Origin of the sequence: Sphingomonas sp. 8AM, from assembly GCF_902506455.1 — a bacterium.
Lineage (GTDB): Bacteria > Pseudomonadota > Alphaproteobacteria > Sphingomonadales > Sphingomonadaceae > Sphingomonas.
Genome location: NZ_LR733844.1, coordinates 2,444,067 through 2,469,605, shown reverse-complemented (window position 1 = coordinate 2,469,605; position 25,539 = coordinate 2,444,067). Strand labels below are relative to the sequence as shown.

The window sequence follows — 25,539 nt, the reverse complement described above, 5'->3', positions numbered from 1 at the left end:
CTCAAGCCCCCTTGGAGGCGTTGGCGCGCCGCAGCGCGGGAATATCGAGCCCGGGTTTATCGAGCATGGTCATATCGCGGTTCCCCGCCCCCGGATCGTTCGAGCCCGGTGCCGAGCCCTGCGGCGCGGTCGAGTGCGGGCTCTCGCCCTTCTGCGACGGATCGCGGGTCAGCGCGCCTTCGGGCTCGTCGGTGCGCTGCGGCCGGTCGTTCACCGCCGGGCCGGCGTGCGACATGTTCTGCATGCAGCTGGTGCCCGGTTTCGTGCACATCGCGACGACGCGCTTGAACAATGCGGGGTCAACCGTGCTGAACCCGATCGGCCGCACCTTCTCGCTCGGCTTGGCCAGCTTCAGATACGTGGCGTTGTCGAGCTGCCAGCGGTTACGCTTCACCCCGGCGACCCATTGGTCGAAGCGCGCCGGGGTCACCGAATGCGTCCAGAAGGTCATATGCGAGAAGCCGGCGCCGGAATAATTGCCCGAGCGGCCCTCGAACTTGCCGGTGCGGTTCAGCACGCCGTGCAGCACCGTCTCCATCCCCGGCATCGTGTAGATCATGCCCGCCATCGTCGGCACCCACAAAGCGTTCATGACGCTCGACGAGGTCATGGTGAACTTCACCGGGCGATCGACCGGCACGACCAGCTCGTTGACCGTTGCGACACCCTGTTCGGGGTAGATGAACAGCCATTTCCAGTCGAGCGCGACCACCTGCACCTCAAGCGGCCTGACGTTCGCGGCCACCGGCTTGCCCGGCGCGGTGCGCGCCAGCGGGCGGTAGGGGTCGAGCGTATGCGTGCCGACCCAGGTCAGCGCGCCAAGCGCGATGATGATGAGCAGCGGCGCAGACCAGATCACCAGCTCCAGCCCGGTCGAGTGATCCCAGTCGGGCTCGTAGCTCGCCTCGGTGTTCGACTCGCGATAACGCCATGCGAACAGCACCACCAATGCCATAACCGGCACGATGATCAGCAGCATCAGCACGACCGACCATACGATCAGGCTGGATTCCTGCACCGCAACATCACCGGCGGGACGCATCACGACGGTGTTGCACCCGCCGAGCGCGACTAGCGCCGCCGCCGCGGCGAGGTGACGGACGAGGGGCGTGCGGCCGGGCGCAGGTCGGGTGGAACGACGGGGGGCGGGACGACGGGTCATGCGGCGCGAGCTAGGCTTTGCTGCGGCGCAGCGGAATAGGACATTTTGTCCCATCCACGCGCGGAATGGTTTAGGGTAGGGCTCCGCCGGAAACCGTCCGTCCGACCGATCGGGAATGAATATGGCCACCGCTTCGTCCACGTCGCTAGAGCAGGATGCTCGCGCTCTCCATAGCAGAGGGGATCACGATGTGCGCCCCGGTGAGATCGCAATCGGCGTCATTATCGGGCGCACGTCCGAGTTCTTCGACTTTTTCGTCTATGCGATCGCCTCGGTGCTCGTCTTCCCGGCGGTGATCTTCCCGTACATGCAGCCGATCGCCGCGACCCTGTGGTCATTCGCGCTGTTCCCGCTGGCGTTCATCGCCCGCCCGATCGGCACGCAAATCTTCATGAAGCTCGACCGCCGCTACGGTCGCGGCACCAAGCTGACGATCGCGCTGTTCCTGCTCGGCACCTCGACGGTGCTGGTCGCCTTCCTGCCCGGTTACGACACGATCGGCTCCTCATCGGCGATCCTGCTGGCGCTGTTCCGGGTTGGCCAGGGGATCGCGCTGGGCGGCGCGTGGGACGGGCTGCCGTCGCTGCTGGCACTCAACGCGCCGGAGAAGAAGCGCGGCTGGTGGGCGATGGTCCCGCAGCTCGGCGCGCCGCTCGGGCTGATCGTGGCGAGCGCCTTGTTCGCCTTCTTCCTGTCAACGCTGGCGCCCGAGGACTTCATCTCCTGGGGCTGGCGCTATCCGTTCTTCGTGGCGTTCGCGCTGAACGTCGTCGCGCTGTTCGCGCGTCTGCGCATCGTCGTCACCCCCGAATATAGCGAACTGTTCCATAGCCGCGAGCTGACCCCGTCGCGCGTCACTGCGACCGTCAAGGCGCAGTGGCGCAACATCATCATCGGCGCGTTCGCGCCGCTGGCGAGCTTCGCCATGTTCCACATGGTGACGGTGTTCCCCCTGTCGTGGGTGGCGCTGTATACCCGCGAGGATATCTCGACCTTCCTGATGATCGAGGTGCTGGGCGGTGTTGTCGGGCTGGGCGCGATCGTGCTGTCGGGCATGCTGGCCGACCGGATCGGGCGACGCAGCGTGCTCGGCTACACGGCGGCGGGCATCGCAGCGTTCAGCGGCTTCGCGCCGCAGCTGCTCGGCGGCGGGCGGGCGGGCGAGATCCTGTTCATGGTGATGGGCTTCCTGTTGCTCGGCATTTCGTTCGGCCAGTCGTCGGGCGCGGTGACCAGCAACTTCCCGAAGCGCGCGCGCTATACGGGCGCGGCGCTGACCTCGGATCTGGCGTGGCTGTTCGGCGCAGGCTTCGCGCCGCTGGCGGCGCTGGCGCTGACGCAGGCGTTCGGGCTGGTCGCGGCGGGCGGGTATCTGCTGTCGGGCGCGCTCGGCACGCTGATCGCGCTGGGGCTGAACGTGGAACTCGCGCGGCGTCTGGACTGACGCGCGGCGGCTTTTGCCAAAGGAAAAGGGCGGGCGTGGTGGAGACCACGACCCGCCCTTTCCTTTTCCCATCGGGGCAATTTGCCGGCCGTCATCCCCGCGGAGGCGGGGATCCAGACGCGAAGGTCTATAGCTAGAGGCGCCACGTCAGAGGTTCTGGATTCCCGCCTTCGCGGGAATGACGGTAGTGCTTGTGGCGCGACTCTTCAGTCCGGCTTCTTCGCGACGCCGACCAGCGCCGGGCGGAGCAGACGGTCCTTGATCATCCAGCCCGCCTGCATCTCCTGCACGATGGTGCCCGGCTCGGCATCGCTCGGCATCTCGACCATCGCCTGATGCTTGTTCGGGTCGAGCGGCTGGCCGAGTGCCTCGATCTTCGTCAGCCCGTGGCGGCCGAAGACGTTCGCCAATTCGCGCCCCGTCGCCTCAAGGCCGACGACCAGCCCCTTGAACTTCTCGTCCTCGCGCAGGCTCGCCGGGATCGCGGCCAGCGCGCGTTCGAGGTTGTCGGCGACCGACAGCACATCGCGCGCAAAGCCGGTCGCGGCATAGGCGCGTGCGTCGGCGGCGTCCTTCTCGGCGCGGCGGCGGACGTTCTGGATATCGGCCTGCGCATAGAGCGTCTCCTGCCGTGCGGCGGCGAGTTGCTCTTCGAGTTCGGCGATGCGGGCCGCCGAGGCATCGTGTTCCGCGACCTCGGGGGCGGCCTCGGCGGTGGCGTCGCGCAGGTCGTCGGCGGGGGTGGCGTTGTCGGTCATATCCGTCCTGTTCTTCTACGTCGGAAAGCCGCGCCTCACCCGAGCAACCGGGTGAGCGTCGCGGCCGTGAAATCCACCATGGGCACGACGCGGGCGTAGTTCAACCGCGTCGGCCCGATCACGCCGACCACGCCGACCACGCGGCCGTCGCGACCGCGGAACGGTTTCGCGATCACCGACGAGCCGCTGAGCGTGAACAATTTGTTCTCCGCCCCGATGAAGATGCGCGTCGCATCGCCCGCGCGCGCCGAGTCGAGCAATGCGGCGACCTCCTGCTTGCCGTCGAGGTCGTCGAGCAGCGCACGCACCCGCTCGAGGTCGGCGGTCGCCGCGTCGTCGAGCAGCCGCCCGTGACCGCGCACGATCAGCACCGGGCGGCGCGCGCCATCCTCGCTCCACACCGCCAGCCCGCGTTCGACCAGCGCGCGCGCCGCCGCGTCGAGCGCTGATCGTCCCTGCGACAGCTCGCGCTCCAGCCGTGCGCGCGCCTCGCCGAGCGTCAGTCCGGCGAGCGTCGCGGTCATGAAATTGCCCGCCTCTACCAGCGCGCCCGGCGCGATCCCGACGGGCAGGTCGATCACGCGATTCTCGACCGCACCATCCTCACCGACCAGCACCGCCAGCGCCTGCGCGGGGCCGAGCGGGACGAAGCCGATCGAGCGCAGCACCGCCTCGCGCTTGGGCACCATCACCAGCCCGGCGCACGCCGACAGCCCGGAGAGCGCGGCAGTGGTCGCCGCCAGCGCTTCCTCGACCGGGCCGCCGGTTCCCGCGCGCGCCTCGATCTGCTGGCGCTCCTCGTCGCTGGGTTCGTGCGCCTGCATCATCCCGTCGACGAACAGCCGCAGCCCGCGCTCGGTCGGCATCCGTCCCGCCGAGGTATGCGGCGCGGTGAGCAGCCCGGCCATCTCGAGCTGCGCCAGCACCCCGCGGATCGAGGCGGGCGACAGGTTGAGTCCCGCCTGCGCCAGCGTCCGCGACCCGACCGGCTGCCCGCTCTCCAGATAGCCGTCGACGACGCGGCGGAAGATATCGCGGGCGCGGTCGGTCAGCTCGGCGATGGGCGGCGAACGGGTCACGTGCATAGATGTATGCGCCCGCGCCGCCCGGCTCAACCGCTCCGTCTTTCACCTTTCCGCAACCTGACGCGCGCAAAGACGGAAATGAGGAAGATCAGTGATGTACGACGTTTCATTCGACCATGACGCGCAATTGCTGGCGATCCGCTGGCACCGGATCTTCACCCCCGACGAGGTGGTCGCCTATACCCGCGACGTGATGCGCCAGTTTCTCGCCGCGCACTTCCGCCCCGGTTATCGCCTGATGATCGACATGAGCGCGTGCGGGCCGCAGGCGCAGGAGACGCTCGCGGCGCTGGCACAGCATATGGGGCCGTTCCCTAAAGCAAGCCGCATCGCGATCGTCGCGATCAGCGCCGTATTGCGCGGGCAGGTGCGCCGGGTGATGACGCAGTCGTATATGCGGTTGTTTGACGACGCCGCCGCGGCACGCGGATGGGTGGTGGAATAGGGGCGCACGCCTCATACGCCGTCGCCCCTGCGCAGGCAGGGGCCTATGGCTGTGTCGTCGGGATCGGCGGCCTGACACAGGTCACGTCGCCTATGTGTCGAACTTTTTACGATACGACACAGCCATGGGCCCCTGCCTGCGCAGGGGCGACCGGGTTCGGGGCAAACCGTCCGTCATCCCGGTCAGCGTTTCCCGATCAACCCCGCGATCGGCAGCCGCTTGGGTGCCTCCTGCAGCACCTCGGCCATCGCTGCATTCCCGACCCGGCACCCGTAATAGAAATGCAGATGCCCTGCCCCGCCGCTCGCCATTGCCCAGTTGACGTCGACGCTCGGCATGTCGGTCGGCGCGGGGCCGCAATCGGGCGAGCCCATCTCGACCCGCCGGTCGCCGTCGGGCCGATACGGTTCGAGCGCGGCGGCGAAGCGGCGATAGTCGTCCGGCGTCACCCGGAATGCCCGGCTGCCCGTCACCGCGGTGAAGCGCTCGCCCTCGAACGTCCCCGTGCCGTCGGGACGGACCGTCACCTTGTAGACCGGGCAGGTGCCATGGCACGGCCCCGTCGCATAGCTGATCGAGTCGCCTTCGATCGCCATCGGCGTGCCCGCCGCCGCCGGCGCGCGCAGCTCAACGGGCGTGCATCCCGCCGCCAGCACCAGCATCGCCATCATCACCCGCATCGCATCCTCCTGTAAGTCGCTGGCGCCGCCGCACCAACCCCGCTAGGGGCGTGGGCGATCCGACCTTGAGGAGAGTTGAATGCGCCCCAGCGGCCGCACCCCCGACCAGATGCGCCCGATAACCATCGAGCCGCGCTTCACCCGCCACGCCGAAGGCTCGGTGCTGATCGGCTTCGGCGATACCAGGGTGCTGGTCACCGCCTCGGTCGAGGAGCGTCTGCCGCCGTTCCTGCGCGGCAAGGGCCAGGGCTGGGTGACCGCCGAATACGGGATGCTGCCGCGCGCCACGCACACGCGCGGCAGCCGCGAGGCCGCCAAGGGCAAGCAATCCGGGCGCACGCAGGAGATCCAGCGGCTGATCGGGCGCAGCTTGCGCGCGGTCACCGACCTGACATTGCTCGGCGAGCGGCAGATCACGCTCGACTGCGACGTGATCCAGGCTGATGGCGGCACGCGTACCGCGTCGATCTCGGGCGCATGGGTCGCGCTGCGGCTGGCGGTCGATGGGCTGCTCGCCTCGGGCAAGCTGACCGCCGACCCGATCAAACAGAAGATCGCGGCGGTGTCGTGCGGCATCTATCAGGGCAATCCGGTGCTCGACCTCGATTATGACGAGGATTCGAACGCCGACGCCGACGCCAATTTCGTGCTGCTCGAAAACGGTCATATCGCCGAGGCGCAGGCGACCGCCGAACACGCGACCTATGACGAGGAAGCGCTGCTGCGCCTGCTCCGCCTCGCGCGGATCGGCTGCAACGAGATCTTCGCCGCGCAGGCGCGCGCGATCGCATGAGCGGCGCCTTTGACGAGGATGGGGGTAACGAGCCGCAGGCGATCCGCAAGCTCCAGCCCGGCAAGCTGGTGATCGCCAGCCACAATGCCGGCAAGGTGCGCGAGATCGCCGCGCTGCTGGAAGGCCGCGGGCTCGACATCGTCTCGGCGGGGGCGCTCGATCTGCCCGAGCCGGAGGAGACCGGCACCACCTTCGTGATGAATGCCGAGCTGAAGGCGCGCGCGGCAGCGGACCTTTCGGGACTACCCGCGCTCGCCGATGACAGCGGCTTGTGCGTCGATGCGCTGGGCGGCGATCCCGGTATCTTCTCGGCGCGCTGGGGCGGACCGAACAAGGACTTCGACCATGCGATGCGGCTGGTCGAGGACAAGCTCGCGGAAACCCCCGACGCACCGCGCGATGCGCATTTCGTCTGTGCGCTCGCGCTGGCGTGGCCCGACGGCCACGTCGAATGGTTCGAGGGGCGTGTCGACGGCACGCTGGTCTGGCCGCCGCGCGGCGACAAGGGGCACGGCTATGACCCGGTGTTCCAGCCGGTCGGGCACGACGTCACTTTCGGGGAAATGGACGAACCCGCCAAGAACGAGATCAGCCATCGCGGCGATGCGTTCCGGCAAATGGTCGCGGCGGTCTTCTGAGGCGGCGTCGTCGCCCCGGACTTGATCCGGGGCCCCGCTTCTTCTTCGCGATCGCGGTGGGAAGCGGGATCCCGGATCAAGTCCGGGATGACGGAAGAAGGCTTCTTCAATACGCCCGCTGCCCCGCCAGTTCACCGCCGGGATTGTAGCGGCAGACGAGGAAGTCCTGCGTCTGCCCGCTCTCCAGCGCGCAGCCGACCTCGGTCGTGGTCCGCCACACGATCTGCGCATAATGCGCGGCGTCCTGCGCACGCCCGGTGCGGCTGAAGCGCGGGCTTGGGCGATTGCGGAAGTTGCGGCGCTCGTCGAGCCAATAGCGCACCATCTCGTCATAGTCATAGCCGCCGCGCGTCCCTGCGAACAGGTTCTCGCCCTGCCAGCCGCCGCGGCTCGAAGGATCGGCGTGAAAAAGCTGCCCGGCGCGGGCCAGCACCTCCGCATGGCGCGCCGCGGCCGTTGCCAGCGTCGGACTCCACCGCAACGGGGCAAGCCCGATCGCACCGCGTTCCCGGTTGTGCGCGTCGAGCACCGCCCGCTGGAGCAGCGATCCGTCGCGCGCGGGCGTGACGCGGTTCATCCGCCATTCAACCCCGGCGGCCATTGTTGGCGCGGAGAGAATCAGGGCGAGCAGCAACGCGGCGAACCGGAAAACCATCGTCGGGTCTGATGCCAAAGTCGTTACGGATGCGCAACGTCCGTTTTCTCCCGGTGCGGTGACAGTGGCGTTTGCTGCGACGAGCCGCCATATGACCGCGATCATGGGCATGATCGACCTCGTCTCCCGCGACCCCGCCGCGCAGGACCGCGCCGCGCGCGCTGCCGCGCCGCTCGCGCTTTATATCCATTGGCCATTCTGCGTTTCGAAATGCCCCTATTGCGACTTCAACAGCCACGTCCGCGCCACCGTTGACGAGGCGGAGTGGCATGAGGCGCTGCTCGCCGATCTCGCGCACGAGGCGGCGCTGCTGCCGGGACGGCGGTTGGGATCGATCTTCTTCGGCGGCGGCACGCCCTCGCTGATGCCACCCGCCACCGTCGCCGCGCTGATCGAGGCGGCGACGAAGGCATGGGCGCCGCTCGGCGATGTCGAGATCACGCTGGAGGCCAATCCGTCGTCAGTCGAGGCGGCGCGCTTTGCCGATCTGGCGGCGGCGGGGGTCAATCGCGTTTCGCTGGGATTACAGGCGCTCGACGATGCCGCGCTGCGCTTTCTGGGACGGGCGCACGGCGTCGACGAGGGGCTCGGGGCGTTGGCAGTGGCGCAGCACCATTTCGCGCGGGTCAGCTTCGACCTGATCTACGCCCGCCCCGGCCAGACGCAGGCGGCGTGGGATGCCGAGCTGGCACGCGCGCTGTCATTCGGGACCGAGCACCTGTCGCTCTACCAGCTGACGATCGAGCCCGGCACGCGCTTCGCGACCGAGGCGGCGGCGGGGCGGCTGACGATCCCCGACGGCGACACTGCCGCCGATCTGTTCGAACTCACCCGTGCACGCACCGCGGCGGCGGGGGTGCCCGCCTATGAGATCTCCAACCACGCCCGCCCCGGCGCGGAGAGTCGCCACAATCTCGCTTACTGGCGCTACCGCGATTACGCCGGCATCGGCCCGGGCGCGCACGGGCGGCGCGACCATCTCGCGACGTTCCGGCGCAAGAAGCCCGAGAACTGGCTCGCCGCCGTCGCGCGCAACGGCCACGGGCTGGAGAGCGAGGAGCCGCTGGATGCCGCGACGCGCGTCAGCGAGGCGTTGCTGATGGGGCTGCGGCTGCGCGAGGGCGTCGATGTCGAGGGCATAGCGGCGGCAGCGGGGATGCGGGTCGAGGAGATCGTCGACCTCGCCGCGATCGCCGCGCTGCCCGAACTGATCGTGCGCGAGGGCTCGCGGTTGCGCGTCACCGAGGCGGGGATGATCCTGCTCGACGCGATCCTGCCGAAGGTGGTGCGATAGGGATCGACACCCTACCCTCCGTCGCCCCGGACTTGATCCGGGGCCCCGCTTCTTCTTGGCGACCGACGTAAGAAGCGGGATCCCGGATCAAGGCTCTCCTGAGCTTGCCGACGGGTCCGGGATGACGGGATGAGGCAAGTGGCTGGCCAGGCCAGCAATGCCGGGAGCTACCCCGCCAACCCGCTCCACTTCTGATCCGACGCCGCATTGGCGACCACCGCCTCGACGAACGCCATCGTCCGCACGCCGTCATCGGTCCCCGGGAACCACGCCGCCGCGCCGCGCCCGGCGACCGCATCGCCGCCGCGGATCGTCGCCGCGACCGCGCGATAGATGTTCGCGAACGCCTCGATATATCCTTCCGGATGCCCGGCCGGCGTCCGGATGCGGCCCAGCGTCGTCTCGGCCAGCCCCGGCCCGCCGGTACGTACCACCTCGCCCGGCCGGTCGAGCCAGCGGAGCGTCAGCGTGTTGGGCTCCATCTGCGCCCAGTCGAGCCCGCCCTTCTCGCCGTGAATGCGCAGCCGCAAGCCGTTCTCGTCGCCGGCCGCGACCTGCGTCGCCTTCAGCACGCCGCGCGCGCCGCCCTCGAAGCGCAGCAGCACGCTGACGTCGTCGTCGAGCCGCCGCCCCGGCACATGCGTCGTCAGATCGGCGCACAGCGAGTCGACGCGCAGGCCGCTGACATGCTCGGCAAGCTGGAAGGCGTGCGTACCGATATCCCCAAGGCACCCGCCCAGCCCGGCGCGCGCCGGATCGGTGCGCCACTCGGCCTGGCGATTGCCCTCGCGGTCCAGCGCGCTGCTGAGCCAGCCCTGCGAATATTCGACCTGCACCAGCCGGATCGCGCCGAAGTCGCCGCGCGCCACCCGCGCGCGTGCTTCCTCGACCAGCGGATAGCCGCTGTAGGTAAAGGCCAGCGCATAATGCCGCCCGCTCCGCTCGGCTGCCGCCGCGATCGCCTGCGCTTCCTCCAGGTTCAGCGACATCGGCTTCTCGCAGATGACGTGGAAGCCGGCGTCGAGCGCCGCGATCGACATCGGCGCATGCAGGTGATTCGGCGTCACGATCGCCACCGCGTCGATCCGTTCGGCCTCCGGCAGCGCACGCTCGGCCGAAAGCAGCTCATCAATTGAGCCGTAAGCGCGTCCCGCATCCATACCGAGCAGCTCGCCGGTGCGCGAATTGCGCCCCGCGTCGGTGCTGAACGCGCCCGCGACCAGCCGCCAGTCGCCGTCGACGCCCGCCGCCATCCGATGGACCGCGCCGATGAACGCGCCTTCGCCGCCGCCGACCATACCAAGCTTAAGTGGTTCTACCCGCGCCATTCATCCTCCCGTCATCCGCATACCGGCATTACGAAGACCGTAACGTCAGCCGCCTTGCTATCGCCCGGTTTAGCGGTAAACTGGCGGCAATCAATTCGGGTTTGGAGAGTATGCGATGAAGTTGATCGCCGGTCTGGCCGCTGCGCCAGTCGCAGCCATTGTCGCGCTGGTCGTGTCGGCGCCCGCGCCGGCACAACAGAACGGGCAACAGGCGTTCGCCGCGTGCAAGGCGTGCCACACGGTCGACAAGGGTGGCCGCAACGGCATCGGCCCGAACCTGAACGGGCTGTTCACGCGCGCCCCCGCCTCGGCACCCGGCTTCAATTACTCGGCCGCTTTCAAGAAGGCGCAGCTGAAGTGGAACGATGCGTCGCTCAGCGAATTTCTCGCCGCGCCGCAGAAGAAGGTGCCGGGGACGCGGATGCCGATCGCGACTCCCGATCCCGCCAAGCGCGCCGCGATCATCGCCTATCTGAAGTCCGAGACCGCCAAGTGAGCGGCGGCGGCACCATGCGCGGCCCGGGTGTCTTCCTCGCGCAGTTCATGGGGGACGCCGCGCCGTTCGACACACTCGACAATGCCGCGCGCTGGATGGCCGACGCCGGCTACGAAGGCGTGCAGATCCCGACCCGCGATGAGCGATGCATGGATCTGAAACTCGCCGCCGAGAGCCAGGATTATGCCGACGACCTGGTCGGGCGCTGCCGCGAGGCGGGCGTCGCGATCACCGAATTGTCGACGCACCTGCAAGGCCAGCTCGTCGCGGTCCACCCCGCCTACGACACCGCCTTCGACGTGTTCGCGCCGGAGGAACTCCGCGGCAAGCCCGCCGAGCGGCAGGCATGGGCGGTCGATCAGCTCAAGCTCGCCGCCAAGGCGAGCCGCCGGCTGGGGCTAGACGCGCACGCCACCTTCTCGGGCGCGTTCGCGTGGCCGTTCGTCTATCCGTGGCCGCAGCGCCCGGCTGGCATGGTCGAGGACGCGTTCGCCGAACTCGGCAAGCGCTGGACCCCGATCCTCGACGCGTTCGAGAACGAAGGCGTCGATCTCTGCTTCGAGCTGCATCCCGGCGAGGACCTGCACGACGGCACCACCTTCGAGCGGTTCCTCGACGCGGTCGGCGGGCACCAGCGCGCCAATATCCTCTACGATCCCAGCCACTTCGTGCTGCAGGCGATGGACTATCTCCAGTTCATCGACTTCTATCACGACCGTATCCGGATGTTCCACGTCAAGGACGCGGAGTTCAACCCGACCGGCAAGGCGGGCGTGTACGGCAGCTATTCGGACTGGGTCGATCGCCCGGGCCGCTTCCGCTCGCTCGGCGACGGGCAGGTCGATTTCGGCGGTATCTTCTCGAAGCTGACGCAATATGGCTATGGCGGCTGGGCGGTGCTCGAATGGGAATGCTGCCTGAAGCATCCCGAGGACGGCGCGCGTGAAGGCGCACCGTTCATCGCTGCGCACATGATCCGTCGCCCCGAGCGCGCCTTCGACGATTTCGCGGGCGGCTCCGATCCGGCCGCGAACCGGCGCTTGCTCGGGCTCGACTGATCGGCCAGACTGCAAAAATCAGATAAAAGAATCGTACGGTTTTAAAGGGGTTGAGGGTGCAGACAGAGGCAGCGGCGTTTACGGGACAACATCGGTCCCGCTTGTTCTGGCTGAGCGTGCTGGCGCTGACCACCGCGGCGGTCAGCGCATCGCTGCGCGCAGCGATCGCCAGCAGCCTGAAGGCGGAATGGATCGATCCGATCGCGCCGGTGCAGGCCGGTGAGCTGATCGGCGCGGCGCTCGGCTCGGCGTTCCTCGGCTTCGCCATCACTCTGTTCGTCGCCAGCGCGCTGCTCGACAAGATCGGCGCGAAGCGGATCGTGATCGGCTCGGGCATCTGCTTCATTCTCGGCACCGCGCTGATCGTCGGCGCAGGCGCGATCGCGACCGGCATGACGATCTATTCGCTGGTCTGGCTGGGCATGATGCTCAGCGGCATCGGCTGGGGGCTGGCCGAGTCGTCGATCAACCCGCTGACCGCGCGCCTCTATCCCGAGGAGACCACGCACCGCCTGAACGTGCTCCATGCCTGGTATCCGGGCGGGCTCATTATCGGCGGGCTGGCCGGCGTGTTCCTCGCCAACGTGCTGCCGTGGCAGGCGATCATGGGGCTGGTGTTCCTGCCCGCGATCGGCGTGGTCATCATCGGCGCCACCACGACCTTCCCCCCTGCCCCGGCGGCGGTCGAGGGCGAGAGCTTTGGGACGATGATCGGCGAGGTGTTCCGCCGCCCGAGCTTCTTCGTGTGGTTTGGCGCGATGTTCCTCACCGCCTCGTCGGAGCTGGCGCCGGGCCAATGGCTCGATGTCGCGCTCACCAACCGCGTCGGGATGCGCGGCATCCTGCTGCTCGTTTATGTCAGCGCGCTGATGTTCGTGTTCCGCCATTTCGCGGGGCGTCTGGCAGGCAAGCTTTCCAATCCGGGGCTGCTGTGGATTTCGAGCCTGCTCGCCGCGATCGGGCTGTTCCTGCTGTCGCGCGCGCAGTCGCCGGTCGCGGCGCTGGTCGCCTCGACCGTCTGGGGGCTGGGCGTCTGCGCGATGTGGCCGACGATGCTCGCCTCTGTCGCCGAACGCTATCCGCGCGGCGGGGCGTGGGCGCTCGGGCTCGTCGGGTCGGCGGGTGCGCTCGCCAGCTTCTTCGTGCTCCCGGCGCTCGGCGGCATGTTCGACGAGGCCAAGGTGCGGCTCGCGGGCGGACCCGAGGCCTTCAAGCAGCTGACCGGCGAGGCGCTGCGCTCGGTCGAGGACGCCGCCGCCTCGCAATCCTTCGCGAAGCTCGCGCTGGTGCCGATCGTGCTGCTGTTCGTGTTCGGGGCGATCTGGCTGTCGGAGCGCCGCCGTCGCGCGACGGTCGCGGCGGCATGACGCCCTCGCGGCGCACGGTTCTGGCGGGCGCCGCTGCCGCGGCGCTGTCGTCGTCGGCGCAAGGCCAGGCCCGCGTGAGCAACGCCGCGACCTTTTCGCTCAACTACGCCCCGCACGAGGGCAGCTTCGCGAGCCGCGGCGACCGGCTGGAGCAGATCGCCTTCGCCGCCGATCAGGGCTTCCGTGCATGGGAAGACAATGAGGCGCGCAGCCGCAGCGTCGCCGAGCAGGAGGCGATGGCCAAGGCGCTGCAACAGCGCGGGATGACGATGGGCGTGTTCGTCGCGTCGATGCCGAAATGGTCGGCGTTTCGCCCGATCTTCGGCAGCGACGACGGCGCGGAGCGCGAGGCGTTCCTTGCCGACGTGCGCGCCTCGGTCGAGGTCGCCAAGCGGCTGAACGCAAAGCACATGACCGTTGTCACCGGCTTCGTCGACCACAAGGTGCCGATGGAGATCCAGACCGGGCGCGTCATCGACCTGATGCGCCGCGCGGGCGAGATCCTCGCGCCGCACGATCTGGCGCTGGTCATGGAGCCGCTCAACACGCGCACTGACCATCCGAACGTCTATATGCGCTCGTTCGCCGGCGGCTATGCGGTGGCGCGCGGCGCGAACAGCCCGGCGGTCAAGGTGCTCGCCGATTGCTATCACGAGCAGATCCAGTCGGGAAACCTGATCCGCTCGCTCGGGATGATCTGGGACGAGGTCGGCTATATCCAGTTCGGCGACAATCCCGGCCGCAAGGAGCCGGGCACCGGCGAAGTCAATTTCAACAATATCGTGCGCTTCCTCCGCGAGCGCCGCTACCGCGGCGTGATCGGCATGGAACATGGCACATCGCAGCCGGGACGCGCGGGCGAGGAGCGGCTGATCGCCGCCTATCGCGCGATCGACGCGGCATGAGCCGGCGCAGCATCAGCATTACGGGAGAGGGTGAGTGATCGACAGACGACAGGCCTTGGGCGGCATCGCCGCCATGTTCGGGGCGTCCTTGTACGCGCCGCTGGCACGCGCGGCGACCGCCGCGACGGCAAAGGGCGGTGGCATCCCCGTCATCAGCGAGGGACCGCCTAGCACGCAGGTGTTCACGCCGGCGCAACGCGCGCTGATGAGCGCGCTCAGCGACCGGGTGATCCCGACCACCGACACGCCGGGCGCGGTCGCCGCGGGCGTGCCGGACTATATCGAGAAGCTGCTCGCCGACTGGTCGACCCCCGACGATCGCGTGCCGATCATCGCCGGGCTCGACGCGATCGCCGCGCGCGCGCAGGCCGATTACAAGAAAACTGCCAACCAGCTCACGCCCGCGCAGCACGACGCGCTGCTGACGCTGGCGATGGACGACAAGCTGCCCGGCGGCGCGGCCTTCTTCGGCCCGTTCCGCCAGATGGTGATCGCCGGTTACTACACATCCGAGATCGGCATCACGCAGGAGCGCGAATATCTGCCCGTCCCCGGCAGCTATGACGGCGCTTTCCCCTATTCCAACGTCAACAAGGTCTATTCCTCATGATCGCCACGCGTCGCAACGTCCTCGCCGGTGCCGGCGGTCTCGCCGCGCTCGGGCTGTTCGGGGTCTCGGCCCAGGCCGCGCAGCTCGGCGCGATCGGGCTCCAGCTCTACACGATCCGCGAGATCTTCCAGCCGGACCCGATGGGCACGCTCGAGAAGGTCGCGAAGATCGGCTACCGCGAGATCGAATATGGTGGTGGCGGCTATGACAAGATGGACCATGCCGCGCTGCGCCGCACGCAGGACAAGCTTGGTCTGAAGGCGCCGTCGGTCCACGTTCCCTATGAGTGGCTGCTCGCCGACTTCGACGGCATGGTGAAGATGGCCAGGACGCTGGGGGCCGACACGGTCATCCTGCCGTACATGACCGACCAGCACCGCAACGAGGCCAGCTGGAACACCGCGCTCAAGGACTTCAACCGCTTCGCGCGCGATCTGAAGAAGGCCGGGCTGGCGTTCGCCTATCACAACCACGATTTCGAGTTCACCGTGAAGCCCGGCGGCGTGTCGCTCTACGATCGCCTGCTCAAGGAAACCGACCCCGCGCTGGTGAAGATCGAGCTCGACCTGTTCTGGGCGATCACCGCCGGGCAGGATCCGGCGGCGCTGATCCGGCGGCTGGCGGGGCGCATCTACGCCTATCACGTCAAGGACAAGCGCGCCGACGGCAGTATGTGCGCGGTCGGCGAGGGCAAGATCGACTTCGGCGCGATCTTCAAGATGAACCGCGTCGCGGGCGTCAAGCACTTCTACGTCGAGAACGACGAGTGCCCGGCACCCTATTTGCCCGACATCACCACCAGCTTCAACACGTTGCGCAAGCTGACGTTCTGATCGCGCCGACGGAGAGGATTTTACTTATGGCAGCGACCGATACTTTCGACGCGATCGTCATCGGCTCCGGCGTCAGCGGCGGTTTCGCCGCAAAGGAGCTGACCGAAAAGGGCCTGCGCGTCCTGATGCTCGACCGCGGCATCATGGTCGAGCATGGCGAGGGCTACCCCTACGACGGCAAGCCCGCTTACGAGGTGCCAGCGCGCAACTCGATGCCGCCCGCGGTGATGGAGAGCGATTACTTCATCACCAAGCACGGCTATGTCACGCCCAGCAACCGCAAGTTCTACAACGACGACCGGCTGAACCCCTATGCCTATGACGAGGGCAGCAAGTTCTACTGGATTCGCCCGGCCGCGGTCGGCGGCAAGTCGCTGATCTGGGGCCGCTGGACGTTCCGCTGGGCGCCGGAGGACTTCGAGGCCAACAAGCGCGACAATGTCGCGATCGACTGGCCGATCCGCTACGAGGACGTCGAGCCCTGGTACAAATACGTCGAGAATTATATCGGCGTCTCGGGCTCGCGCGAGAATCTGCCGCAGCTGCCCGACAGCGACTTCCAGCCGCCGATGCAGATGAACATCGCGGAAAAGTGGGTGAAGCCGCGGCTCGAGTCCAAGTTCCCGGGGCGCAAGCTCATCAACACGCGCCTCACCAACATGACCGAGGACAAGCCCGACCAGAACCGCACGAAGTGCCAGTATCGCAACCAATGCGGTAACGGCTGCTCGTTCGGCGCGTATTTCTCGACGCAGGCGGTGACGCTGCCGGCGGCGCGCGCGACCGGACGGCTGACGCTCCGCTCCGACGCGGTCGTCACCAACCTCGAATATGATGCCACCAAGAAGCGCGTCACGGGCGTGCGCTACATCGATGCCAAGACCGGGCAGGCGCAGGTCGTCAAGGCGCGGATGGTGTTCCTGTGCGCCTCGGCGCTGGCCTCGGTGCAGATCATGATGAACTCGAAGCGTCCCGACGGGCGCAGCTGGTTCGACAGCAGCAACACGCTCGGCAAGTATGTGATGGACCACATCTTCCGCGTCAGCATCGGCGGCAACATCCCGGGTATGACCGAGTACATCGAATACGGTCGTCGTCCGGGTGGCGTCTACATCCCGCGCTTCCGCAACGTCGGCGGCGACGAGGGCGTAGGGTTCAAGCGCGGCTATGGCTATCAGGGCTCGGCCTATCGCTCGCCCGCCGGTCCGGTCGGCTTCGGCAAGTCGATGAAGGACGGGATGCGCAAGTATAACGGCTGGCAGTTCGGGATGACCGCGTTCGGCGAATGTCTGCCGTACGAGGACAATCGTGTCTCGCTGCACCCGACCAAGGTCGATCGCTTCGGCGTACCGCTGATGGTGTTCAACGTCACCTTCCGCGATAACGAGCTGAAGATGATGGCCGACGCGCGCGAACAGGGCGAGGCGATGCTGCGCGGCGCCGGGCTGACCGACGTGAAGAGCAACGAAGGCGAGCATGTCCCGGGCGATGCGATCCACGAGATGGGCGGCGCGCGGATGGGTGCCGATCCGCGTACCTCGGTGCTCAACAAGTGGAACCAGGCGCACGACGCGCCGAACCTGTTCGTCACCGATGGTGCGCAGATGGCATCGGTGGCGTGCGTCAACCCGTCGTTGACCTTCATGGCAATGACCGCGCGTGCCTGCGACAATGCGGTCAAGCTGATGAAGGCCGGCACCATCTAGGGCCGCGCCTTGCCGCCGCCGTCATCGCACCCGGGCGGGTGGAGGTGCTCCACCCGCGAAAGGCGTGGTGACGGACGGCGCGGGGCTTCGCGATGAGCGAGCGTCGCCGGCAGGGCGTCACGATCCGCGCGGTCGCCGAGCGCGCCGGCGTGTCGGCGATGACCGTCTCCAACGTGATCAATCGGGCAGGACGCGCCAGCCCTGCAACGGTCGCCGCGGTCCATGCGGCGGTCGCCGAACTCGGTTATGTCCCCAACGTCGTCGCGCGCCGGCTCGCGCGCGCCCGCGCCACCACCGTCGGGCTGCTCTACAGCGGCGCGCGCGCGCCGTTCCTTGATGCGATTCTGGTCGGCGCGCTACGCGCCACCAATGCGCGCGGGCTGCAATTGCTGCTCCATGAGGAAGCGCCGGGTACGCCCGACGCCGCCGCGGCCGCCGTGCGCTCGCTCGCACGCGGCGGTGCGGACGCGCTGTTGCTGGTCCCGCCCTTTGCCGAGCTGCTGAGCGACTCTCCCGTACTTCGCGACCTCGCGCTACCGGTTGCCGCGATCGCGACCGGCCATGTCATGCCCGGCGTCGCCACGGTGCGGATCGACAACCGCGCCGCCATGGCCGAGCTGACCGCGCTGCTGATCGCGCGCCGCTATCGACGGATCGCGCTGATCGCCGGCCACCCCCGCCATTCCGACAGCGCGCCGCGGATGCAGGGCTATTACGACGCGCTCGCCGCACACGGGATCGCCGCGGATCCCGCGCTGGTGATCGCGGGCCGATTCGACCGCCGCTCGGGCGAGGAAGCCGCGCATGCGCTGCTGACCGGCACGACCCGGCCTGATGCGATCATGTGCAGCAACGACGATATGGCGGCCGGCGTCATCGCCGAAGCGCACCGCCACGGGCTGGTGCTGCCGCGCGACCTCGCAGTGACCGGGTTCGACGACACCACGCTGGCGGCGCGGATCTGGCCGCCGCTCACGACCGTCCGACAACCCGCGGAGGAAATGGCGTTCCGCGCCGCCGAACGGCTGATCGGCACCGGCGACGGCGACGAGGCGGCAAGCGACATGATCGTGCCGCACGCGATCGTCGAGCGCGAGTCGACGCCACTGCGCTGAGGTGGTCTATCCTTTGCCCCCGTCCCGACTTGATCGGGATATCGCATCTATTCTTTGCGCCTGCGTGAGAAGTAGGGCCCCGTGTCAGGCCCGACGCGACGCGGGATCGTGACGCACAATTTTCTCCATCAGGGATGCACCCGCCCCGCGAGCACTGGATCGTCGAGGTCGATCGCGACGCGCCTCATCCAGTCGGGCTTGTGTTTTCCGGCCTTCACGACGCCTTTCACCGCGTCGCCGATCAGCATCAACGGATCGGTCGCCTCGCCCGGCCGCTCGCAACAGCTGCTTGGCGCGACCGCCTTCTGGACGCCACGCACGAGCGCTACCGCCGGCCCGAGAATGTTGAAGCCGACCTGACATCCTTCGAGCCGTGCCGCACAGGGCGCACTCTCCGCCCGTAGCGCACCGATCCCGGTCATATCGCGATTGACCGGCCGCGGCCCGATCGACTCCGCTTCGTTTGGCAAGGGCAATGCCTGCGCCGGCAGGGGATCGGCGCACACCACCACTTCGTTCCGCTCGGTCGTGCGGACGCAAGGCTGGTCGCCGACCGGTGCGAGGATCGAACGCCGTTCGGGCACGTCAGGAGCGGCGACCTGAAGCAGAATTGCAAGGATCAGCATTACCGCCCATCCTGCCTGGCCGGACGGGAGCGGTCAATCGGCCGCTCCCGTTTTGTGTCAGGGACGCAGCGCGGTATCGTCGCGGTCGTCGAGATCGTCCTCAGCGACATTGCCGTCGTCGAAGTCGGCCTGCACCTCGTCCTCGGCGACATCGCCGTCGTCGGCGTCGACGTCGCCGTCCTGCCGTGCGACCTCACCGTCGGTCATCACCAGCTCGTCTTCGTCCTCAGCGTCATCGTCGCTGCCGATGTCGGGATCGAGATCGACGATGATCGTCCCGTCGCCCGGCCCGTCGCGCGTCGCCTCGAGGATTTCGGCGCGCTGACTCTCGTCATAACCCTCCTCGTCATAACCGTCGTCGCCCGAGCCTTGACCGTACACCTGATGCCCGCCCATCGCGCAGCTCCTCCCATCGTTACGGCGAACGAACGGCAGACTCACCCCGCCGGTTCCGGCGGCTGGCGTCCCGAGCCGGTAACGCTTACCTATGACGTTCAGAATCACGGACGATTGCCCATGCTCGACACCCCTGCCGCCCCCGATACCGCCGACGTCCCGACGCTCAGCCTGGCCGATCAGGCGCGCGATCCCGACGCCTTCGCCGCCGCGCTGGGCGGCTCGTTCGAGCGGTTCGGCTTCGCGATTGTCGCCGATCATGGTGTTCCGCAACCGCTGATCGACCGCGCCTGGGCGGAAACCGCCGCGCTGTTCGCGCTGCCCGAGGAAGAGAAGCGCCGCTATCACACGCCCGGCGGCGGCGGCGCGCGCGGCTATACGCCGTTCAAGACCGAGATCGCCAAGGATGCGCGCCACGTCGACCTCAAGGAATTCTGGCACGTCGGCCGCGAGTTGCCGGAGGGTCATCGCTACGCGGGCGAGATGGCGCCGAACATCTGGCCCGAGCGCCCCGAAGGGTTTCGTGACACCTTCATCGAGCTGTTCGCCGCCTTCGACCGTGCCGGCGACCGGCTGCTGTCGGCGATCGCACGGCATCTCGGCCTGGCGCCCGACTGGTTCGACCCGGCGGTGAAGGACGGCAATTCGGTGCTGCGCCTGCTCCACTATCCGCCGATCCCGGCGGATGCGGAGGGCGTGCGCGCCGGCGCGCATGAGGATATCAACCTCATCACCCTGCTGCTCGGCGCTGAAGAGGCCGGGCTCGAACTGCTCGACCGCGCCACCGGTCAGTGGCTGGCGGTCAAGCCGCCAGAGGGCGCGATGGTCGTCAACGTCGGTGACATGCTGCAACGGCTGACCAACCACGTCCTGCCCTCGACCACGCACCGCGTCGTCAACCCGCCGCCCGAGCGCCGCGGCCATTCCCGTTATTCGATGCCGTTCTTCCTTCACCCCGCGCCCGATTTCCTGATCGAGACGCTGCCGCAGACGATCACCGCCGCGAACCCGAACCACTATCCCGATCCGATCACCGCCAATGGCTATCTGCACCAGCGGCTGGTCGAGATCGGGCTCATCAAGCCGTGAAGGATCTGGCGGGGATCATCAGCGGCGCGATCCGGCTCGACAGCGATGCAGACGTATCGGGGATCGTCAGCGGGGATATCACGGTGGCGACGGGTTGCCGCGTGACGATCTCGGGCATGGTGCGCGGCGACGTCACCGCCGAGCCGGGCGCGGAGGTGACGATCACCGGCATCGTCAACGGCGCGGTCCATGCCGAGGGCGCAACCGTGCACGTGACGGGGATCGTGACGCTGCCCTGAAAGAGCGTCCGTCATTGCGGGCGTAGCTACGCTCGCAATGACGTCAAACGCCTAAGCCGTCCGCTCCGGCACCGCCGCGGCGTCCGCCGCGATCGAGGTCGCCGGCGCCAGCGCCTCCCACGGGAACACGAACCAGTCCTTGGTCACCGAACGGTCGATCGTCCGTGCGGCAAGGTCGACCTTCGCCGCCGAGCCGCGATTGTCGATCAGCGTCGCAAAGCGCATCGCCCCGGCGACCGCGCCTGCCTGCTCCAGCAGCCCGCGCAGCTTGGCGATCGTCCGCCCCGAATCGTTGATATCGTCGATGAACAACAGCTTCTGCCCCTCGCGGGTCAGCGTTGCGAGCCGCTCGATCGCCGGTGCGGCGCGGGTGTCGTCCTGCGCCGAATAGTCGACCGACTGCATCGGCAGCCCCGCCGCGTGGCTCAGATACACCGCCGGGACCAGCCCGCCGCGTCCGACCCCCACGAGCCAGTCGGGGCGCCACGTCGTATCGCGCGCGATCTTCGCGGCGAGCGTCCGGACATCGGCAATCAGATCGGCATGGGTGACGGCGGTAAGGATCGGCATCACGATCCTCTACACGACCACCGCCGCCATGCCATAGCCCGCGCGGCCTATTTTCCGGTGAAGCCGGTCGGAGCCGGCGACACCGTCACCGTCTCGCCGCCGCGGATTTCCTGCACCTCCAGCGCGCGCTCGGCGACATTGTCGCGCCCGAAGCGGAACGCGCCGTCGATCCCGGCGAAGCCGTCGGCGTCGCGCAGCCGGTTCTCGGGGAACGGCGCGCCCGGACGCCACTCCCGCGCGATCCGCACCACCAGCAACACCGAGTCGTACCCAAGGCTCGACAGCCGGTACGGCGCGGCGTTGAAGCGCGTGCGATAATTGCGCGCATATTGGCGGTACAAGGTGTCCGGCACGCTCGCGAACCACGCGCCGTTCAGCACCGCCGACGACCGCGACGCGCCGTCTGAATTCCACAGCTCGGTCCCGAGGATCTGCGTCGACGGGCTGTTGCGCCGGATCAGCGGCACCGCCGCGGTCGCGGTCGCCGCGCTATCGGCGACCAGCACCGCGCCGAACGGCGCATCCTTGGCCATCCGCTGCACCGCACTGCCCAGCGCACCGCTCCCGCGGTCATAGGTCTGGAGCGCCACGACGCGCCCGCCGGCCTGCTCGACCGCGCGCAGGAACGCGGTCGACGCGCGGCTGCCGTACAGCGCATTGGGGACGATCCCGCCGAAATTGTCGATCCCGCGCCCGCGCGCATATTCGACGACGCGCTCGATCGCCTGCGCGGGCGCATAGCCCAGCACGTAAGCACCGTTGCCCGCCACGCCGGTATCGTTCGAGAACGACAGCACCGGCACCTTCGCGGCGCGCGCGATCGGCGCGACCGCGCGGACGTCCTCGGCCAGCAACGGCCCCAGAATCAATTGCGCGCCCTCGCGGATCGCGCGGCTCGCCGCAGCGCCCGCGCCGGTCGCGGTGTCGTAGCTGGTGATCCGCACCTGCTGGTTGCGCGTATCGAGCAGCGCGAGCTGCGTGGCGTTGGCAAGGCTGCGCCCGACCCCGCCGTTGCTGCCGGTCAGCGGCACCAGCAATGCGACGCGGTTGCGCGCGGCGTCCTGTGGCAGCCCGGTCACCACCTCCGGCGCGGTTTCGCGCGGCGGCGGCGCCGGTTGGGCGGTCGGCGCCTGCTGCACCGGCCCGCGCGGCACCACCGTCGAACAGGCCGCCAGCAACAACGCCCCCGCGACCGTGATGACGCGCGACATTGCGCTCGACCATTGCGAACGCCCGATCGCCTCTGCCATGACTACTCCCGTGAACCCGTTGACCCCCGGCCTGTACATCGTCGCCACCCCGATCGGCAATCTCGGCGATCTCTCCCCCCGCGCGGCCGAGGTGCTCGCGGGCGCGGACGTGGTCGCCGTGGAGGATACGCGCGTGACCGCCGGATTGCTCCGCCACATCGGCACCAAACGTCCGATGACCCCCTATCACGACCATAATGCCGAGCATGTCCGCCCGCAGCTGATCGCGCGGATGGCGAGCGAGGTGATCGCGCTGGTGTCGGACGCGGGCACGCCGCTGATCTCCGATCCCGGCTACAAGCTGGTGCGCGATGCGCGCGCGGCGGGGCATCAGGTCGTGACGATCCCCGGCCCGTGCGCCGCCATCGCCGCGCTGACGCTCGCCGGGCTGCCCACCGATCGCTTCTTCTTCCTCGGTTTCCTGCCGTCGAAGGAACAGGCGCGCGCCACCGCGATTGCCGAAGTCGCGGCGATCCGCGCGACCCTGGTAATCTACGAATCCGGCCCGCGGCTGTCTGCCTGCCTCGCGGCCCTCGCCGCCGGACTCGGCGACCGCGAGGCAGCCGTGGCGCGTGAGATCACCAAGAGGTTCGAGGAGGCGGTCACCGGCACGCTCTCGACGCTCGCCACCCGCTACGCCGATGCGCCGCCCAGGGGCGAGATCGTCATCGTCGTCGCCCCGCCCGAGCCCCCCGCCCCCGCCGCGATCGAGGACGCCGATGCGGCGCTCGCCGAAGCACTCACCCGCCTCCCCGCCTCCAAGGCGGCAGGCGAGGTCGCCAAGGCATTCGGCGTCGACCGCAAAGCGCTCTACGCCCGCGCGCTGGAAATGAAGGGCGAGACAGACGCGTAATCACGCCCCGCCGCGCCGGACTTGATCCGGGCACCTTCCCGGCGACAGACGCAAGAAGCGGAGCCCTCGATCGAGTCCGGATGACCGCGGCAACGGGCCCGATTGCCTCCGCGAGAGCAACCTCCTACGACATCACTTAATACCAATAGCGTACCGGAGAACGACATGCCCCGCCGCATCGGCCTGCCCCTGCTGGCCGCCACGCTCCTGTCGCCCACTCCGCTCGCCGCGCAGGTCGCGACGCGCCCGGCGATCTTCCCCGCGCCCGCCGAGCTGACGCTCGGCGCCGGCACGATGACGCTCGGCCGCCACGTCGTGCTGATCGCTGCGCCCGGCACCGACCCGGCCACCGCCGCCCGCGCGGAGCAGGTGCTTCGCGCCGCCGGCGTCGAGACGATCACCGCCGCACGCCGCCTCGACCGTGTACCGGCAAGGGTCCAGATCGTCCTCGGCCTCGCCGATGCCACACTCGTCCGGACGGCTTTGGGTGACAAGACGCCGGACACGGCGCGCGAAGGCTACACGATCACCATTGCCCCGACAGTGAACACGATCACGCTGGCCGGCAGCGACGGCGACGGGCTGTTCCACGCGGTGCAGACGCTCCGTCAGCTCGTCCAGCGCCCCGCGCTCCCGGCGCTGATGATCCGCGATCATCCCGCCATGCCGGTGCGCGGCACGATCGAGGGGTTCTATGGCAAGCCGTGGACCATGGCCGAACGCACCCGCCATCTCGACTTCCTCGCGACGGTGAAGGCCAACACCTATGTCTACAGTCCCAAGGACGATCCCTATGCGCGGGATCGCTGGCGCGAAGCCTATCCCGCGGCGACGCTGACGCAGCTCGGCACGCTGGCGGCGGCGGCGGCACGCAACCATGTCGACTTCGTCTATGCGATCTCGCCGGGGCCGACGATCTGCTTCTCCGCACCCGCCGACCTGCAGGCGTTGCGCACCAAGTTCGACGCACTGCGCGGGATCGGCATCCACCGCTTCTACGTCGCGCTCGACGATATCGAGTACAAGAAATGGAATTGCGACGCCGATCAGGCCGCGTTTGGACCCTCGGGCGCTGCCGCTGCCGGCAAGGCGCAGGCGCAGTTGCTCAACGCGGTACAGGCCGATTTGACGCGCCGCGACCCGAAGGCGCCACCGCTCATCATGGTGCCGACCGAATATTACGACGCCAAGGACACGCCGTACAAGGCGGCGCTACGCGACGATCTTGATCCCAAGGTGGTGGTGCAATGGACCGGCACCGATGTCGTGCCGCCTGCGATCTCGATCCCGGACGCCAGGGCCGCGACGCGGGCGTTCGGGCGCAAGACACTGTTGTGGGACAATTATCCGGTCAACGATTATGCGCAGACCACCGGCCGGTTGCTGATGGCACCCTACACGCGCCGCGAAGCCGGGCTGGCGGGCGAGCTGACCGGCATCCTGTCGAACCCGATGAACCAGGAGGCGCCGAGCCGCGTCGCGGTCACCGGCGTGCTGGCCTTCGCGTGGAACGATACAGCCTATGATGCGCAACAGACGTGGCATTGGTCGGCGCGGGAGCTGGCCGGCGGCGACGCACGCGCGACCGCCGCGTTGCTGACCTTCTTCGACACCCAGCACATGGCGCCGACCTTCGGCAGCCAGCCGTGGCAGGAACAGGCGCCGCGGCTCCATGCCGTGCTGACGCGGGTTCGTGAGGCAGTGGCGAACGGCGATGCCGCCACCCGCACGCAGGCAATCGCCGAGCTGACCCGCGTCGCCGACGATCTTGCCGCCGCACCCGACACGATCCGCGCCGGGGCGGCCGACGCGACCTTCGTCGAACAGGCGCGCCCGTGGTTCGACGCGCTGGCGCTATGGGGCCGCGCGCTGCAACAGACCGCCGCCGGGCTCGCCGCCGCCGATGCGGCAAGCTCGGCCGCCGCGCGCTATTTCGCCGACGCCCGCCGGCTGGCCGGCGACGCTGCGGCGGTGAGAACGATCCCGGGCGCAACGCGCTTCGATGGCCCGATCCGCATTGCCGACGGCGTCCTCGACCGCTTCATTGCCGACGCGCCGGGCCTGATCGGGACAACGATCGCGCGATGATGTCGCGGGAAACGGGCGAGGCTCCCGCGTGGGCGCAAGCAGCCTGCTTTGATGAC

Annotated in this window: 27 protein-coding genes; 17 read left to right on the top strand and 10 right to left on the bottom strand. The window is 68.6% G+C overall.

What is annotated here, in order from left to right; translation table 11 throughout:
- Position 1: 1 nt before the first annotated feature.
- Positions 2 to 1,162, bottom strand: coding sequence for a ubiquinol oxidase subunit II (gene cyoA / locus BACI71_RS11585; protein WP_159758763.1), 1,161 nt, complete (start codon positions 1,160 to 1,162; stop codon positions 2 to 4).
- Positions 1,163 to 1,277: 115 nt separating this feature from the next.
- On the opposite strand from cyoA, the gene BACI71_RS11580 reads away from it, so the two are divergent.
- Positions 1,278 to 2,606, top strand: a complete 1,329-nt coding sequence (locus BACI71_RS11580) for an MFS transporter (RefSeq protein ID WP_159758761.1) — start codon at positions 1,278 to 1,280, stop codon at positions 2,604 to 2,606.
- Between the two features lie 206 nt (positions 2,607 to 2,812).
- On the opposite strand, the gene grpE is transcribed toward BACI71_RS11580, so the two are convergent.
- A complete protein-coding gene (gene grpE, locus BACI71_RS11575) occupies positions 2,813 to 3,364 on the bottom strand; it encodes a nucleotide exchange factor GrpE (RefSeq protein WP_159758759.1) in 552 nt (183 codons plus the stop codon).
- Between the two features lie 35 nt (positions 3,365 to 3,399).
- Positions 3,400 to 4,443 carry a heat-inducible transcriptional repressor HrcA gene (gene hrcA / locus BACI71_RS11570; RefSeq protein WP_443018467.1) on the bottom strand — a complete coding sequence of 348 codons (1,044 nt, stop codon included), beginning with the start codon at positions 4,441 to 4,443 and terminating at the stop codon, positions 3,400 to 3,402.
- 100 nt (positions 4,444 to 4,543) lie between these two features.
- Between hrcA and BACI71_RS11565 the strand changes: the two genes are divergently transcribed.
- Entirely contained in the window at positions 4,544 to 4,894 is a 351-nt protein-coding gene (locus BACI71_RS11565) for an STAS/SEC14 domain-containing protein (RefSeq protein ID WP_159758755.1), read from the top strand.
- A gap of 182 nt (positions 4,895 to 5,076) precedes the next feature.
- Here BACI71_RS11565 and BACI71_RS11560 read toward each other — a convergent pair whose 3' ends face one another.
- Positions 5,077 to 5,574 (bottom strand): DUF6438 domain-containing protein, encoded by a 498-nt coding sequence (locus BACI71_RS11560; RefSeq protein WP_159758753.1) that lies wholly within the window; start codon positions 5,572 to 5,574, stop codon positions 5,077 to 5,079.
- 79 nt (positions 5,575 to 5,653) lie between these two features.
- Between BACI71_RS11560 and rph the strand changes: the two genes are divergently transcribed.
- Both rph and rdgB read left to right on the top strand, forming a co-directional pair.
- Positions 5,654 to 6,367, top strand: a complete 714-nt coding sequence (rph, locus tag BACI71_RS11555) for a ribonuclease PH (protein ID WP_159758751.1) — start codon at positions 5,654 to 5,656, stop codon at positions 6,365 to 6,367.
- Positions 6,364 to 7,005 carry an RdgB/HAM1 family non-canonical purine NTP pyrophosphatase gene (rdgB, locus tag BACI71_RS11550; protein WP_159758749.1) on the top strand — a complete coding sequence of 214 codons (642 nt, stop codon included), beginning with the start codon at positions 6,364 to 6,366 and terminating at the stop codon, positions 7,003 to 7,005. Before rph ends, rdgB begins: the two co-directional genes overlap by 4 nt.
- 106 nt (positions 7,006 to 7,111) lie before the next feature.
- Here the strand turns inward: rdgB and BACI71_RS11545 are convergent, their stop codons facing one another.
- On the bottom strand, positions 7,112 to 7,660 hold the full coding sequence (locus BACI71_RS11545; protein WP_159758747.1) for a CAP domain-containing protein: 549 nt from the start codon (positions 7,658 to 7,660) through the stop codon (positions 7,112 to 7,114).
- A gap of 109 nt (positions 7,661 to 7,769) precedes the next feature.
- Between BACI71_RS11545 and hemW the strand changes: the two genes are divergently transcribed.
- Positions 7,770 to 8,954 (top strand): radical SAM family heme chaperone HemW, encoded by a 1,185-nt coding sequence (gene hemW / locus BACI71_RS11540; protein WP_159761148.1) that lies wholly within the window; start codon positions 7,770 to 7,772, stop codon positions 8,952 to 8,954.
- A gap of 167 nt (positions 8,955 to 9,121) precedes the next feature.
- Here the strand turns inward: hemW and BACI71_RS11535 are convergent, their stop codons facing one another.
- Positions 9,122 to 10,282, bottom strand: a complete 1,161-nt coding sequence (locus tag BACI71_RS11535) for a Gfo/Idh/MocA family protein (protein ID WP_159758745.1) — start codon at positions 10,280 to 10,282, stop codon at positions 9,122 to 9,124.
- A gap of 115 nt (positions 10,283 to 10,397) precedes the next feature.
- Here BACI71_RS11535 and BACI71_RS11530 point away from each other — a divergent pair, with 115 nt between their 5' ends.
- From BACI71_RS11530 to BACI71_RS11495, 8 genes are all read left to right on the top strand, one after another.
- A complete protein-coding gene (locus tag BACI71_RS11530; RefSeq protein WP_159758743.1) occupies positions 10,398 to 10,778 on the top strand; it encodes a c-type cytochrome in 381 nt (126 codons plus the stop codon).
- A gap of 14 nt (positions 10,779 to 10,792) precedes the next feature.
- A complete protein-coding gene (locus tag BACI71_RS11525) occupies positions 10,793 to 11,836 on the top strand; it encodes a sugar phosphate isomerase/epimerase family protein (protein ID WP_159758741.1) in 1,044 nt (347 codons plus the stop codon).
- A gap of 101 nt (positions 11,837 to 11,937) precedes the next feature.
- On the top strand, positions 11,938 to 13,203 hold the full coding sequence (locus BACI71_RS11520; RefSeq protein ID WP_236552962.1) for an MFS transporter: 1,266 nt from the start codon (positions 11,938 to 11,940) through the stop codon (positions 13,201 to 13,203).
- Positions 13,200 to 14,108 (top strand): hydroxypyruvate isomerase family protein, encoded by a 909-nt coding sequence (locus BACI71_RS11515; RefSeq protein WP_159758737.1) that lies wholly within the window; start codon positions 13,200 to 13,202, stop codon positions 14,106 to 14,108. Before BACI71_RS11520 ends, BACI71_RS11515 begins: the two co-directional genes overlap by 4 nt.
- Positions 14,109 to 14,142: 34 nt before the next feature.
- Positions 14,143 to 14,718 (top strand): gluconate 2-dehydrogenase subunit 3 family protein, encoded by a 576-nt coding sequence (locus BACI71_RS11510; protein ID WP_159758735.1) that lies wholly within the window; start codon positions 14,143 to 14,145, stop codon positions 14,716 to 14,718.
- Entirely contained in the window at positions 14,715 to 15,551 is an 837-nt protein-coding gene (locus tag BACI71_RS11505) for a sugar phosphate isomerase/epimerase family protein (protein WP_159758733.1), read from the top strand. Before BACI71_RS11510 ends, BACI71_RS11505 begins: the two co-directional genes overlap by 4 nt.
- A gap of 26 nt (positions 15,552 to 15,577) precedes the next feature.
- Positions 15,578 to 17,257, top strand: a complete 1,680-nt coding sequence (locus BACI71_RS11500) for a GMC family oxidoreductase (RefSeq protein ID WP_159758731.1) — start codon at positions 15,578 to 15,580, stop codon at positions 17,255 to 17,257.
- A gap of 92 nt (positions 17,258 to 17,349) precedes the next feature.
- Complete coding sequence (locus BACI71_RS11495; protein WP_159758728.1) at positions 17,350 to 18,372, top strand: LacI family DNA-binding transcriptional regulator; 1,023 nt, start codon at positions 17,350 to 17,352, stop codon at positions 18,370 to 18,372.
- A gap of 128 nt (positions 18,373 to 18,500) precedes the next feature.
- On the opposite strand, the gene BACI71_RS11490 is transcribed toward BACI71_RS11495, so the two are convergent.
- The gene (locus BACI71_RS11490) at positions 18,501 to 18,998 is read right to left on the bottom strand and encodes a hypothetical protein (RefSeq protein WP_159758726.1); all 498 of its coding nucleotides are present in this window, start codon (positions 18,996 to 18,998) and stop codon (positions 18,501 to 18,503) included.
- A 57-nt stretch (positions 18,999 to 19,055) separates the two neighbouring features.
- On the bottom strand, positions 19,056 to 19,394 hold the full coding sequence (locus BACI71_RS11485; protein ID WP_201297362.1) for a DNA primase: 339 nt from the start codon (positions 19,392 to 19,394) through the stop codon (positions 19,056 to 19,058).
- Between the two features lie 120 nt (positions 19,395 to 19,514).
- Between BACI71_RS11485 and BACI71_RS11480 the strand changes: the two genes are divergently transcribed.
- Both BACI71_RS11480 and BACI71_RS11475 read left to right on the top strand, forming a co-directional pair.
- Entirely contained in the window at positions 19,515 to 20,483 is a 969-nt protein-coding gene (locus tag BACI71_RS11480; protein ID WP_159758724.1) for an isopenicillin N synthase family dioxygenase, read from the top strand.
- On the top strand, positions 20,480 to 20,722 hold the full coding sequence (locus BACI71_RS11475; protein WP_159758722.1) for a polymer-forming cytoskeletal protein: 243 nt from the start codon (positions 20,480 to 20,482) through the stop codon (positions 20,720 to 20,722). The genes BACI71_RS11480 and BACI71_RS11475 overlap by 4 nt, the downstream gene beginning before the upstream one ends.
- A 51-nt stretch (positions 20,723 to 20,773) precedes the next feature.
- Here BACI71_RS11475 and BACI71_RS11470 read toward each other — a convergent pair whose 3' ends face one another.
- Both BACI71_RS11470 and BACI71_RS11465 read right to left on the bottom strand, forming a co-directional pair.
- Positions 20,774 to 21,292, bottom strand: coding sequence for a phosphoribosyltransferase (locus BACI71_RS11470; RefSeq protein ID WP_159758720.1), 519 nt, complete (start codon positions 21,290 to 21,292; stop codon positions 20,774 to 20,776).
- 47 nt (positions 21,293 to 21,339) lie between these two features.
- A complete protein-coding gene (locus tag BACI71_RS11465; protein ID WP_236552961.1) occupies positions 21,340 to 22,542 on the bottom strand; it encodes a penicillin-binding protein activator in 1,203 nt (400 codons plus the stop codon).
- Here BACI71_RS11465 and rsmI point away from each other — a divergent pair.
- The gene (rsmI, locus tag BACI71_RS11460; RefSeq protein WP_159758718.1) at positions 22,541 to 23,395 is read left to right on the top strand and encodes a 16S rRNA (cytidine(1402)-2'-O)-methyltransferase; all 855 of its coding nucleotides are present in this window, start codon (positions 22,541 to 22,543) and stop codon (positions 23,393 to 23,395) included. The genes BACI71_RS11465 and rsmI overlap by 2 nt on opposite strands.
- A 165-nt stretch (positions 23,396 to 23,560) precedes the next feature.
- Positions 23,561 to 25,483 (top strand): beta-N-acetylglucosaminidase domain-containing protein, encoded by a 1,923-nt coding sequence (locus BACI71_RS11455; protein ID WP_159758716.1) that lies wholly within the window; start codon positions 23,561 to 23,563, stop codon positions 25,481 to 25,483.
- The last annotated feature ends 56 nt before the right edge of the window (positions 25,484 to 25,539 follow it).

Excerpts from the sequence above, each read along its gene's own strand:
- cyoA (WP_159758763.1), bottom strand. The coding sequence starts at position 1,162 with ATGACCCGTCGTCCCGCCCCCCGTCGTTCCACCCGACCTGCGCCCGGC.
- BACI71_RS11580 (WP_159758761.1), top strand. The coding sequence starts at position 1,278 with ATGAATATGGCCACCGCTTCGTCCACGTCGCTAGAGCAGGATGCTCGC.
- grpE (WP_159758759.1), bottom strand. The coding sequence starts at position 3,364 with ATGACCGACAACGCCACCCCCGCCGACGACCTGCGCGACGCCACCGCC.
- BACI71_RS11565 (WP_159758755.1), top strand. The coding sequence starts at position 4,544 with ATGTACGACGTTTCATTCGACCATGACGCGCAATTGCTGGCGATCCGC.
- BACI71_RS11560 (WP_159758753.1), bottom strand. The coding sequence starts at position 5,574 with ATGCGGGTGATGATGGCGATGCTGGTGCTGGCGGCGGGATGCACGCCC.
- rph (WP_159758751.1), top strand. The coding sequence starts at position 5,654 with ATGCGCCCCAGCGGCCGCACCCCCGACCAGATGCGCCCGATAACCATC.
- rdgB (WP_159758749.1), top strand. The coding sequence starts at position 6,364 with ATGAGCGGCGCCTTTGACGAGGATGGGGGTAACGAGCCGCAGGCGATC.
- BACI71_RS11545 (WP_159758747.1), bottom strand. The coding sequence starts at position 7,660 with ATGGTTTTCCGGTTCGCCGCGTTGCTGCTCGCCCTGATTCTCTCCGCG.
- hemW (WP_159761148.1), top strand. The coding sequence starts at position 7,770 with ATGATCGACCTCGTCTCCCGCGACCCCGCCGCGCAGGACCGCGCCGCG.
- BACI71_RS11535 (WP_159758745.1), bottom strand. The coding sequence starts at position 10,282 with ATGGCGCGGGTAGAACCACTTAAGCTTGGTATGGTCGGCGGCGGCGAA.
- BACI71_RS11530 (WP_159758743.1), top strand. The coding sequence starts at position 10,398 with ATGAAGTTGATCGCCGGTCTGGCCGCTGCGCCAGTCGCAGCCATTGTC.
- BACI71_RS11525 (WP_159758741.1), top strand. The coding sequence starts at position 10,793 with ATGCGCGGCCCGGGTGTCTTCCTCGCGCAGTTCATGGGGGACGCCGCG.
- BACI71_RS11515 (WP_159758737.1), top strand. The coding sequence starts at position 13,200 with ATGACGCCCTCGCGGCGCACGGTTCTGGCGGGCGCCGCTGCCGCGGCG.
- BACI71_RS11505 (WP_159758733.1), top strand. The coding sequence starts at position 14,715 with ATGATCGCCACGCGTCGCAACGTCCTCGCCGGTGCCGGCGGTCTCGCC.
- BACI71_RS11500 (WP_159758731.1), top strand. The coding sequence starts at position 15,578 with ATGGCAGCGACCGATACTTTCGACGCGATCGTCATCGGCTCCGGCGTC.
- BACI71_RS11495 (WP_159758728.1), top strand. The coding sequence starts at position 17,350 with ATGAGCGAGCGTCGCCGGCAGGGCGTCACGATCCGCGCGGTCGCCGAG.
- BACI71_RS11490 (WP_159758726.1), bottom strand. The coding sequence starts at position 18,998 with ATGCTGATCCTTGCAATTCTGCTTCAGGTCGCCGCTCCTGACGTGCCC.
- BACI71_RS11485 (WP_201297362.1), bottom strand. The coding sequence starts at position 19,394 with ATGGGCGGGCATCAGGTGTACGGTCAAGGCTCGGGCGACGACGGTTAT.
- BACI71_RS11480 (WP_159758724.1), top strand. The coding sequence starts at position 19,515 with ATGCTCGACACCCCTGCCGCCCCCGATACCGCCGACGTCCCGACGCTC.
- BACI71_RS11470 (WP_159758720.1), bottom strand. The coding sequence starts at position 21,292 with ATGCCGATCCTTACCGCCGTCACCCATGCCGATCTGATTGCCGATGTC.
- rsmI (WP_159758718.1), top strand. The coding sequence starts at position 22,541 with ATGACTACTCCCGTGAACCCGTTGACCCCCGGCCTGTACATCGTCGCC.
- BACI71_RS11465 (WP_236552961.1), bottom strand. The coding sequence starts at position 22,542 with ATGGCAGAGGCGATCGGGCGTTCGCAATGGTCGAGCGCAATGTCGCGC.
- BACI71_RS11455 (WP_159758716.1), top strand. The coding sequence starts at position 23,561 with ATGCCCCGCCGCATCGGCCTGCCCCTGCTGGCCGCCACGCTCCTGTCG.